Origin of the sequence: Sphingobacterium sp. UBA1498, from assembly GCF_002325125.1 — a bacterium.
Lineage (GTDB): Bacteria > Bacteroidota > Bacteroidia > Sphingobacteriales > Sphingobacteriaceae > Sphingobacterium.
The window spans coordinates 1-11,939 of the sequence record NZ_DCRG01000021.1; the positions used below are offsets into that span (position 1 = coordinate 1).

An 11,939-nucleotide genomic window follows, 5' to 3' on the forward strand; every position below is an offset into this window, starting at 1 on the left:
CAGTTTACTTTACACCCTCTAATTAGAATATCATGTTACGTTTGAAAGCACAGCCTAATTCAATGATCGAATCCGTTTTTGCAATTCCCGGAATGCTATCGATTTTTTCATACAGCAATTGTCGCATATGTTCGTGGTTTTTAGCAATAATTTTCACATACAGCGTGTAGTTACCTGTGATATAATAGCATTCTGTAACTTCTGGTATTTTCTTAAGTTCTTCAATTATTCGGTTTGAGTCATGATCTTTTTCTAAACTTAGCCCAGTAAAAGCTCCCCAATCATAACCTAGCTTTTTTTCATTCAATAGCGGCTTTATTCCTGTCAATATTCCTTGCTCTGTCAAACGCATGATTCTTTGATGGATCATGGTATTGGAAACTCCCATAGCAGTTGCTATTGCAGAGTAGGCCATTCGTCCATCTTGTTCTAAATATTTCAAAATCTGCCGGTCGAATTCATCGATACTATTCATTTTTATATACGATTAAAAAGGTAATTTTAATATTATAGTGCTAATTTAGTGTAAAATTTATTTTTTTTAATAATAAATTAGTGAATTTGTATATTTGTTTTTATTTAAAAAGTCTGAATTATGAGTACAGTTGTTAAACACGGTAAGGGCGAGTTATTCATTGCCAAAGAAGAAAAATACGGAGCGCACAATTATCACCCTCTTCCAGTTGTATTGGAACGCGCTGAAGGCGTAATGGTATGGGATGTTGATGGAAAGGCCTATTTTGATTTCCTTTCCGCATATTCTGCAGTCAATCAGGGACACTGTCATCCAAGAATAATTCAAGCCTTAAAAGAGCAGGCTGAGAAATTGACACTTACTTCGAGAGCATTCTATAATAATAAATTGGGTGATTTTGAGGAAATGCTTTGTCTGCTATTTGGATTTGATAAGGCGCTAGTGATGAATTCGGGAGTAGAAGCGGTAGAAACAGCGATGAAGCTTTGTCGTAAATGGGCGTACCAAGTAAAGGGTGTAGTACCTAATCAAGCGAAAATTGTCTTTGCCAAAGACAATTTCCATGGTAGGACCATCTCTGTGATATCGGCTTCCGATGATCGTGCAGCAACCCATGAGTTTGGTCCCTTTTTAGACGGGATAGTGCTTGTTCCCTATAATGATGTTGATGCTTTGGAACAGCTATTCAAAACAGACAGCGATATTGCTGGTTTTATTGTTGAGCCTATTCAAGGGGAAGCTGGTATTGTTGTTCCTGACGAACAGTATTTGAAGCGTGTCAGACAATTATGTACGGCATATAATATTTTATTTATTGCAGACGAAATTCAGACGGGCATTGCTCGTACTGGAAGTATGTTGGCGTCCTATAACATTGAAGATGAGCATAGCGACAGTAAACCGGATGTTTTGATTTTAGGTAAAGCTTTATCGGGCGGGGTATTGCCTGTTTCGGCTGTATTGGCCGACGATTCAATTATGCTGTGCATTAAGCCAGGGGAGCATGGATCTACCTATGGGGGAAATCCCCTTGCCTGTGCAGTGGCGAAGGAAGCGCTACAAGTTGTATTGGATGAAAATTTAACCCAACGGGCGCTTCAAATGGGTAACTTATTTTTGGATGGGCTACGCAGAATTGCTGCGAATTGTGAGTTAATTAAAGAAGTGCGCGGAAAGGGACTTCTAACTGCTATTGTCATTGATGCGGATGAAACAAGTGATTTGGCTTGGAACATTTGTCTCAAATTTAAAGAAAATGGACTATTAGCGAAGCCGACACATGGGAACAAAATTAGGTTAGCTCCACCATTGGTGATTACAAAAGAACAGGTCGAAACTTGTTTAGAGATCATTGAGCGATCGTTGATTAATTTTAAATAGTGTATGGAGAGAATGATTGAATTGATCAAAAATAGGTCGGATATCGGAGCTGGAACTAGGGGCTCAGATTTGGGGATAGACGCAATTGAAATTGCGGCAATTAATAAGGGAAGTCAATATTTCATTAATTACCCGTTTGTTGATGTACCGACTCGAAATAGTTCTATTTACCAAAACGATCATCATCCTTTTGGTAAGCATATTCAGCAAATTTATGAGCAATGCAAGCAGGTAGCTTCTACCGTCGAGGATAGTCTTTCTTCGGGCAATTTTCCATTGGTTTTTTCTGGTGACCACTCCTCGGCAATGGGAACTGTCAGTGGTATAAAATCTGCTTATCCGGACAGGAAACTAGGAGTGATCTGGGTAGATGCGCATGCTGATATTCATTCTCCGTATACAACACCGTCTGGAAATATGCATGGAATGCCTCTAGCGGCTATGTTAGACGAGGATAATATGCAATGTAAGATCAATCAAATCGACCAATCGACAGAAGAATTCTGGAATAAACTAAAGCGAATAGCCGGTCCGTCAGGTAAAATAGCATCCAGTCATTTGATTTATTTTGGCGTAAGAGATACTGAAGAGCCAGAGGATATATTAATTGACCGTCTTGGGATTAAGAATTACCGTGTTGAAGATATCAGGCAAAGGGGCATAAAAGATTGTGTCGCGGAATCATTGACCTGCCTTGGAGACTGTGATATGATCTATGTTTCTTTTGATGTGGATAGTATGGATAGTGAACTGATATCGGACGGTACAGGAACACCGGTTCCGAAGGGTTTTTTGCCACAAGAAATTGTAATGATTTTAGAAGAAATTATTCGATCCGGTAAAGTGGTTTGTTTTGAAATTGTTGAAGTTAATCCGTTATTGGACAATAAAGGTAATAAAATGGCAGAGGTGGCATTTGATATATTAGAACGGATCACCCCGCTAATTGAATTGAAATCGGGTAATTAACTGGTTTTGGCATTGTCTATTTTCAAAGCCCTTTTATTGCTAATATAGAGCAATAAAAGGGCTTTTTTAATTGCTTATCATTTTGCTTGTTGGATAAAATAAGTCAGTCTTCCTTATGTTAAAACTCGTTTTGCTTGATGTGATTTAATATTGTGTTAACATGTTTCATGTACATTTGCAAATCGATTATTTACATTAAATATGAGGATTTCTGATAAAATTATTTTGTTTCTACTTTTTTTTATACAGCTTTTTTTGTGGCACCCAGGTACTGCTCAGGTTGAATCCTTTAACGATATTCGGGCTCTGAGTCAAAATCATCCTGATTCTGCGATTGCACTAGTGAAAAAACGTTATGCAAAAGCTGTGACCGATAAAGACCTATTATTACAAGCAAATTGTTTGCAGGCAATTGGGTGGTTATGCGTCAATCAAGGACATTATGGGCAAGCACAGGATTACTATTTTCAAGCGGATCAAATTTATAGGCAATTGGATTCAAAGCATCATCTTGCTTCAAATTGGAGTGATATTGGTGTGCTCAATATTTTCAACAAACAACATGCTGTAGCGAAACTTTATTTTAACAAGGCGCTAGATTCTTTCCGGGCAGAAGGGGATAAAATTGGAGAGGCGGGAACACTAGGAAATATCGGTCATTTATTTGAAAAAGAAGGGAATTACGACGCTGCTTTTATTTATCAAAAACGTGCGTTATCCATCTATAGTAGTGTGGGAAATAGAAATGGAGAAGCGAAGATTCATGAAAATTTAGGTAGTATTTATGAAGACCTTGCTAGGTATGATAGTGCTTTTTTTCATTTTGAAAAAGCAAGTAAGTTATACACCGAGACAAAAGACAATTATGGTAGAATTGTGGTCTTAAATAACATGGGTGACATTTTTAGAAAGACTAACAACTATCCGGAAAGTATCAAATTGACGCAAGTGGCTTATCAGATGGCGGCAAACTTGGGAGATGTATATCAGATGGCTGCCACGACAAAAGATTTGAGTAGAACCTACGCATTGCGTGGCCAAATGGATAGCGCATATTTTTATGCTGAAAAAAGCCGAAAGCTCGTTCTTGAACTGTATAGTGTAGATGGCGCTCGACATACTGCTTTTTTTCAGGCGCTATACGATATGAATCAAAAGGCTGAAGAGATCGAAAGACTGCAGGTGACAAAAAGAATTAATTTGATCATGCTGTGGGGAACGATCGTGGTTTTAATTTTGTTAATCGTATTGTCCTATGTCTTATATAGTCGTCAGAAAATTAAGATTAAAAATCAGATTGCCGAATCCCGAAAGCAGGAAGCCGAACGTGAGTTAACAGAAATAGCACTTAAAAATCAACTGCTTGAAGATAAGCAACTCAAACAAGAGCTATCACTAAAGCAAAAAGAATTGACATCCCATACGCTAAATCTGATTCGCAACAATCAATTCTTGGAAGAACTTCGGGATGAATTGAAAGAAATGGTGAAGGACGAACGCCGGGATCAAAAGAGACAGATGCAGAAGCTAGTCTTGCAAATCAACGAAAATATTACTCAGGGAATTCACTGGAAAGAATTTATGGGAACTTTCGAAAAGGTACATCATAGCTTTTTTGAAAAGCTTATTCGACAATGCCCAGATTTGACCGCCGCGGATATGCGGTTAGTAGCATTGCTTAAAATCAATTTGAATAATATCGATATCGCCGTTTTATTGGGCATATCGCAAGATAGCCTTCGTGTTGCTCGACACCGCTTAAGAAAGAAATTAAGGTTGGAACAAGGAGAGGACCTGGCGAGCTATCTCTTGAGTGTTTCATAATTTTTTAACACAAGGGTAATGGAAAGTTAATGGTGGTTTGTTCTTTGTTAAACTGTTGTTTATTAGAAGTTTAATTTCATTTGTTTCTTCCATGTATCGTGCTTTTTTACCTTGTTTCCCTGTCGTAACGCTCGGGATTTTGTGAGATCAAAATTGGCTGTCATCTTTGCGACAACAATCAAAGATTCATAATAATCTAAGCAAAATGAAAAACTTTTTAACAGTATTACTTGCCTCCACTATTTCGGTTAGCGCTGCCTATGCGACCAAAATCAAAGGTAAGGTATTGGATGGTCAGACCGGTGAAGCGATTGCTGGAGCTACAGTGTTCCTGGAACAGCGTGGGCTATCGACAAAAACACAATTGGATGGTTCATTTGAATTCAAGGGATTATCAGCAGGTGTGGATAGGGTTCATATCAAGCATATTGCCTATGCTGTATTAACTAAAGAAATCGAGATTCAAAAAGAAAATACGCCCCAGATTATTTTTCAGCTGACGTCTACAGAACAGACATTAATGGAAGTAACTATAAAGGGACGTCGGAATGGGGGAGATGATGATCCGAGCGCTAGGCGTTTAGAAAAGAATGCTTCACAAATTATGAATGTTGTTTCTGCACGTGCAATAGAAATCTCCCCGGATATTACCGTTGCAAATGTTGTACAGCGCGTTTCGGGTGTATCAATAGAAAGAAATTCGAATGGAGAGGGGCAATATGCTATCCTCAGGGGGATGGATAAACGGTACAACACCACTTTAGTGAATGGTGTAAAGGTTCCGAGTCCAGATAATAAATATCGTTATGTGCCCTTGGATTTATTTCCATCTGATATGCTGGAACGTTTAGAAGTATACAAATCGCTAACACCAAATATGGAAGCCGATGCAATAGGTGGGCTTGTCAATATGGTTATGAAATCGGCACCGACTAAATTATTCCTTCAAGCAAATTTGGCAACAGGCTACAGCCAGCGTTATTTTAATCGTGATTTTGGAAGTTTTTCGACAAATGGAACCTCGGCAAAATCTCCTTACGAACTGAATGGCAAGGGTTAAAATGCAACTGCTGCTGACTTTAATAGGGGAGCGTTAGCGTATACCTATAGTAAGCCGCTACCAGATCTTGTCGGCAATCTGACAATAGGTAATCGGTATTTGGCGGATAAATTGGGCGTTATTTTAGGGGCAAGTTATCAAAACTTACATCGAGGTAGCCGTTCTATTTTCTATAAATCTTCTGTTGTTGGCGTAAATCCCAACGCGGTGATTACTGAGCAGAGTGATCGTCAATATGACGAACAGCAACAACGCTTAGGTTTGCATAATAAGATCGATTATCGATTTAATCCAAGTCATCGTATTAGCTTTTATCAAATGTATGTGAGTTTAAATAACTTACAATTGCGTGATGCGGTTAATACGATATACAATGGCCAGTACGATCCCAGTATTGGTAAAGCCGAGCTGACTTATGTGACGAGAAGCCGAAAAACACAGCAAGAGATCTACAGTGGTACCTTACAGGGGGATCATCGATTTTTAGATAATCTGCTAAATGTCCGGTGGTCAGGGGTTCTTTCTTCTGCCCGCAACCAATTGCCACAAAATACGATGATCAGTTTGGATGGAGTAGAAGAAAATTTTCAACGTAAACGTACTTCTCTTGTCAACAAGTCTCCTGTAACCTACCGTTGGGAACGGAATACGGATAATGATCGAGCAGGCTATTGGGATGTGGCCTATAAGGTCCCAATGGAAAATAGTAAGTTGGAATTGTCCACCGGTGGTTTGTATCGGGATAAACAGCGTAGTAGCTTCTACAACAACTACAACTTATCACCCGCTTCGGCGGAGGAAGCAAAGTATAGCTATGGCGTGGATTTTCAGCGGTATACTGAGCTCAATCTGACCGTTACCGATCCTACGGGAGCTGTCGCAAATCCGTTAACGTATGATGCTGGAGAGAAGACTACAGCAGCGTATGGTATGTTTAATTATGAGAATGACAAATGGCAAATGATCGGTGGAGTTAGACTCGAACATACCAATCAGCATTATAAATTATTGTTTCCGGCTGGAGAAAAAAGGCCTACGGGATCACAAATTTATACTGAATGGCTGCCAAGTTTGACCATGAAATATCATTTGAACGGAAAACAGCAGCTTCATGCCGCATATTACCGTGCGTTAAACCGTCCAGGATTTTACGAGATTGTTCCGTCAAGTGTGGTTAATGAAGAGTTTCTAGAAAAAGGAAATCCTGATTTAAAACATGCCTTGGCGGATAACTTTGATTTAAGGTATGAAGTATTTCCAGAAGCTTCTTCTCAGTTTCTTGTAGGTATGTTTTACAAGCAAATCAAAAACCCAATTGAATATACCTTTCAACCGGATGAGATTCGTAAGCAAGATGTATACTACACACCTGGAAATTTCGGTCAGGCCAACAACTATGGTATTGAGGTTGATTATATCAAGTATATAAAGAAATTTGGTGTCAAGGCCAATTACACCTATACACATTCACGTATAACGACGGCAAAGATGTCGCGTCGAATCAATGAGACAACACAAGACCCTGAAGCGATTATCGTGGATCAAACGAGACCGTTATATGGGCAAGCTGCACATGTGGCTAATCTATCGCTACTTTACAAAGATGCTAATAATGGCTGGGAAGGACAGTTAGCTGGATCTTATACGGGTTCACGCATCAATACAGTGTCGCAATTTTTGAACGATGATTTGTGGCAAAAAGGATTTGTTCAGGTAGATGCTTCTATTGAAAAGAAATTTAAAGCTGGTTGGGCTGTTTTCGCCAAAGCCAACAACATCTTGAATACACCGATGGAATTGTATGTGAAAGGAACAAATCCTGAAAATGAGAAGATCGCTGAAAAGCTTATTGAAGGCGGAAATACATTGATTAGAAAGGATTTGTATGGACAGAACTATATCCTTGGTTTACGGTATTCGTTTAATAAATAATAGACCCGCGTAAAACAGGGCATGTTTTAATCTGAACATGTGCGACGTGCAATAACAACAGTTTGTTTCGGTGAAGCTTTCACTTTTTTGGAAAGCCCAATGTTTTGGATAAGTGAAATCTGCTTCATCATTAAAAATTAAATATATACAGATGAAAAATAAATGTATTTTATCGTTTCTAGCGTTTTTTATCGTGGTGCTAAGTGCCTGTGAAAAAGCAAATATTGATGTGGATACTTCTGATGCTGATGGAAGTGCTATTGGTGAGGTCTCCGGTGTGTGGAGCAAAGGGAGTGTGCAGCATATCAAGGGAGACATTATTATTCCCGAAGGCAAGAGCCTGACGATTGAGGAAGGTGTAACCGTATTGATGGATTCCGTTAATAAGCCTGAAATTGTTGTTTTGGGTAATTTGTATGCACTAGGTACAGCTGAAAATCCTGTCAAGTTTACGGTTGAGGAAGGCTATAAGACGAAGACGAATGAGTTTGGAAAGTTATGGGGAGGAATTTTAGCCGCTCCAAGCTGCCAGGAACTTGTTTTGGACAATACCGTTGTTGAGTATGGTGGTGCAATTACATCGGATGCGTCGACTTCTGTAAAAATGGGTTTATATAAAAAGGTGTCTGGAGAAGCTTTGCCAGCTTTGTGGTTTTCAAATCCAGACGGAAAGCTAGTGGTACAAAATAGTACCATAAGTCATTTTCAGGAAGACTGTACGTATATTGAAGGCGGGAAAATTATTTTTGCAAATAATCGTTTCTTTTCTAATGGGGTGACAGGTGGAGAAGCGATGAACTTCAAATCGGGAAGTCTTGCAGACGTCGCCTATAATCTGGTGTACAGTGTAAATACAAATGCATTAAAATTATCCAACTCGGGAGACCGTACGCCTCAGGCTTATGTGATTGTTTATAACAATACCATGCTCAATACCGGATGGCGAAGACCTACAGCAAAAGGAGGTTCTATATGGTTAGAAGCCTCTGTAAGAGCCGAAATTTATAATAATCTCTTTGCCAATACGCGATTTGGCGTGAAACGTGACCCTAAAAAACCAGAAGATAACCGTTCGATTTCCAGCAATAATTGGTATTATGGTTATAGTCAATTGACTGTAGATCAATTTCAGGTTGGTAAAAATGATATTGTAGCTGGGAGTAATGATGTGAGAGCCAAATTAGCCGGGGAAAACAACCCTAAATTTAGCTTTTATCCTTTAGAAACAGCGGTGGACAATTACCTATTTGATTCAACCTGGGATTTTCATCTCCAAGGGAATTCACCGGCATTAAAGGCAGGTATTTTAACTTTCAAACCTCATTTTGCGACTGGCCTGGTGATGGCAAACGGCCTAACATATCATTCTCCCCAACCGGCAGCATATGTTGGAGCATTTGGATCCAAATTCTAATTTATTTCATATCATGACACATTCAAAAACAATATTAACGTTAACCTTAGCAGCGTCAAGCTTCCTTCAAACGGCATGCAAAAATGCGCAAACAAATACTGTAAACGCAGTTAAACCCGTTATTGTAACTGATGCAGTACGTTATGACTCGGATGATCCTGCAATTTGGATCAATAAGAGCGATCCGAGTAAGAGTCTGGTCATCGCAACGGACAAAGATGCCAACGGCGCATTATTTGTGTACGATTTACAGGGCAAAACGGTCGAAGAAAAAGTGGTTTCAAACTTGAAACGACCTAATAATGTTGATGTGGCGTACGGTTTGGTATTGGGTGGCAAACCTATTGATATCGCTGTTACAACAGAGCGTATGACCCATAAATTGCGTGTCTTTTCACTACCCGATATGAAACCTATTGACCAAGGGGGATTAGATATGTTTGTTGGTGAAACCGGGCCTGAATTTAGAGATCTTATGGGGATTGCTTTATATACTTCTCCAAAAGGAGAGATTTATGCGATCGTGGGGCGGAAAAATGGACCAAAGGATGGTTATCTAGGGCAATATTTATTGGAGGATAACGGTTCTGGTAAACTCAGGGCTACCTTGGTTCGCAAGTTTGGTTCATTTAGTGGAAAGAAAGAGATTGAGGCGATAGCAGTGGACAACGAACTTGGGTATATTTACTATTCCGATGAACAAGTTGGGGTAAAACAATATTATGCGGATCCAGCAAAGGGAAACCAACAATTGGCATTATTCGCTACAGGAGGTTTTAAAGAAGATCATGAGGGTATTTCGATTTACAAACTAACCGATAGTACCGGCTATATTTTGGTGTCTGACCAAGGCGCAAATCGTTTTCAGGTTTTTAGCCGGGAAGGAACCAAAAGCAACCCATTCGAACATAGCTATTTGAAAACTGTGCCGGTCATGGCGACACAAAGTGACGGTTCAGAAACAACCTCTTTTAGGTTAAACGAAACCTTTAAACATGGCCTGTTTGTCGCGATGAGTGACGATAAAACATTTCATTATTACCGATGGGAAGATATCGCCGGAGCGGATTTGAAAAAGAAATAGTTACGGAATAAGTGGCTTTGCAACAGTTGTTATTTGATTTGCAGCTGTTGCTCTTTTTTGTTCGAAACGATCAGTGAACAGAAATTTGTATCTTTATTCTGTTTATGTATTTTGTTTCTTGTTTCTTCCAAATCATGAAATATTGTAAACCGTCATTTTGATATAGGTTTGGAAGTGGGGAGAATCGAATTTTTATTTAAAAGCTTTAGAAAATGAATACGGTTAAAATACTATTGGTTGAAGATCATATGGTCGTACGTAATGGTATTAAACTACTTTTGGAATCTCAGGGAGAATTTAAAGTAATAGGAGAAGCATCCGATGGCACGGAAGCATTGTCTCAGTTGGCGGACGGAGTAGTGCCAGATATTGTTTTGACGGATGTAAGCATGGAATTAATGGATGGGATGGAGCTGTTAAAGAATATTAGGCAAAAATATCCGTTTGTCAAAGTTGTGATATTGTCTATGCTCAGTCAAATTCGTTATGTTGTTGAGGGCTTCAAAAATGGATTGTCAGGATACTTGCTAAAAAATATCGATTATAATGAATTACTTTTTGGATTAAAGCATGTCGCCGAAGGTGGTCGGTATATAAGTGAAGAAATTAGCTTAGCTCTGCTTGAGCAAGTGTCTTCGGATCGACTGTATAATGATGATGGTGCTAATATCATCCTGGAGCTGGATCTAAATGAGCGAGAGCTAGAAGTGCTCGAATTGATTGCGGATGGTTTTACAAATCTAGAAATTGCCGATAAAATCTTTTTGAGTAAGCGTACTGTAGAAGGGTATCGTCAGAACTTGCTCGATAAAACAAAAGTGAAAAATACAGCAGAACTGGTGAAATATGCTTTTCAGCATGGTTTATTAAAAAAATCATAAATCATATTTTTCAAATGTATTTCAAAAGGGAACGTATGGGATTGTATTAATTTACTTTTAATGATTTCTTAAAACGATTGTAAATAAATACACATAGTCCAATAACAATAAAGGGTAGGCTAAGTATTTGGCCCATATTGATGAATAAGGAGTCTTCAAAATGTTCTTGATTTACTTTCAAAAATTCATCCAAAAACCGGAATGAAAACAGCAATATCAACAATAGGGAGAAATAGTTTCCGTCGTTAATTCGAAACTGTTTTTCTTTCCACAATCGATATAACACTATAAATAGCAAGAAACAGAACAATGCTTCATAAAGCTGCGCTGGGTGTCTAGGTATGGCATCAATATGGGTAAACACAAAAGCCCAAGGTAAGTCAGTGGCTTTCCCGATCATTTCGGAGTTAAATAAGTTACCGAGACGGATACAGGCTCCTGCTAAAGGCACAAGCAAAGCAATACGGTCTGCAACATGAAGAAATGGAAGTTGCTGTTTTTTTGCGAATAAATAGATTGCAATAACGATGCCTATACCTCCACCATGACTTGCTAGACCACCTTCCCATATCGCAAAAATTTTTAAGGGATTATTTAAGTAATAGCTCGGATCGTAAAAAATTACATGCCCCAGTCTAGCGCCAATAATGGTACCCAAGACAATGTACATGCTGAGCTGATCTAAAAATTCGATTGTACGGCCTTCATTTTTTAATATTGATCTTAATACCCTATAACATAAGATAATACCCAATAGCCAAAATATACCATACCAGCGAATTGGATGGTCAATAATTGGAATGACGAAGATCTCAGGATCTATCTTCCAAGTTATATCATTCAATGTGAGATTACTTACCATATGATGATTTATCGTGATGCTTTAGGGATAAGTGTGTGATAATGCTTTTTCGTTACAC

The 11,939-nt window shown here is 38.8% G+C and carries 10 protein-coding genes; 8 read left to right on the plus strand and 2 right to left on the minus strand.

Translation table 11 applies throughout. The features are described 5' to 3' along the window. Positions 1-22: 22 nt before the first annotated feature. Positions 23-475 (minus strand): Lrp/AsnC family transcriptional regulator, encoded by a 453-nt coding sequence (locus B3139_RS11245; protein ID WP_293883013.1) that lies wholly within the window; start codon positions 473-475, stop codon positions 23-25. 120 nt (positions 476-595) lie between these two features. Here B3139_RS11245 and rocD point away from each other — a divergent pair, with 120 nt between their 5' ends. The 8 genes from rocD to B3139_RS11285 all read left to right on the plus strand — a co-directional run bounded on the left by rocD (position 596) and on the right by B3139_RS11285 (position 11,019). Then, a complete protein-coding gene (gene rocD, locus B3139_RS11250) occupies positions 596-1,855 on the plus strand; it encodes an ornithine--oxo-acid transaminase (RefSeq protein WP_293883015.1) in 1,260 nt (419 codons plus the stop codon). A gap of 3 nt (positions 1,856-1,858) precedes the next feature. Continuing rightward, positions 1,859-2,824 (plus strand): arginase, encoded by a 966-nt coding sequence (locus tag B3139_RS11255; RefSeq protein WP_293883017.1) that lies wholly within the window; start codon positions 1,859-1,861, stop codon positions 2,822-2,824. 201 nt (positions 2,825-3,025) lie between these two features. Continuing rightward, positions 3,026-4,648, plus strand: coding sequence for a tetratricopeptide repeat protein (locus tag B3139_RS11260; RefSeq protein ID WP_293883019.1), 1,623 nt, complete (start codon positions 3,026-3,028; stop codon positions 4,646-4,648). Positions 4,649-4,853: 205 nt separating this feature from the next. Beyond that, complete coding sequence (locus tag B3139_RS11265; RefSeq protein ID WP_293883022.1) at positions 4,854-5,708, plus strand: carboxypeptidase-like regulatory domain-containing protein; 855 nt, start codon at positions 4,854-4,856, stop codon at positions 5,706-5,708. Positions 5,709-5,807: 99 nt separating this feature from the next. Continuing rightward, positions 5,808-7,640: a TonB-dependent receptor domain-containing protein gene (locus B3139_RS11270; protein ID WP_293883025.1), complete on the plus strand. Its 1,833-nt coding sequence runs from the start codon at positions 5,808-5,810 to the stop codon at positions 7,638-7,640. A gap of 151 nt (positions 7,641-7,791) precedes the next feature. Next, positions 7,792-9,054, plus strand: a complete 1,263-nt coding sequence (locus tag B3139_RS11275; protein WP_293883028.1) for a right-handed parallel beta-helix repeat-containing protein — start codon at positions 7,792-7,794, stop codon at positions 9,052-9,054. Between the two features lie 13 nt (positions 9,055-9,067). Continuing rightward, the gene (locus tag B3139_RS11280; RefSeq protein ID WP_293883031.1) at positions 9,068-10,138 is read left to right on the plus strand and encodes a phytase; all 1,071 of its coding nucleotides are present in this window, start codon (positions 9,068-9,070) and stop codon (positions 10,136-10,138) included. Positions 10,139-10,350: 212 nt separating this feature from the next. After that, on the plus strand, positions 10,351-11,019 hold the full coding sequence (locus B3139_RS11285; RefSeq protein WP_293883034.1) for a response regulator: 669 nt from the start codon (positions 10,351-10,353) through the stop codon (positions 11,017-11,019). A gap of 46 nt (positions 11,020-11,065) precedes the next feature. Here B3139_RS11285 and lgt read toward each other — a convergent pair whose 3' ends face one another. Continuing rightward, the gene (lgt, locus tag B3139_RS11290) at positions 11,066-11,881 is read right to left on the minus strand and encodes a prolipoprotein diacylglyceryl transferase (protein WP_293883037.1); all 816 of its coding nucleotides are present in this window, start codon (positions 11,879-11,881) and stop codon (positions 11,066-11,068) included. Positions 11,882-11,939: the final 58 nt, after the last annotated feature.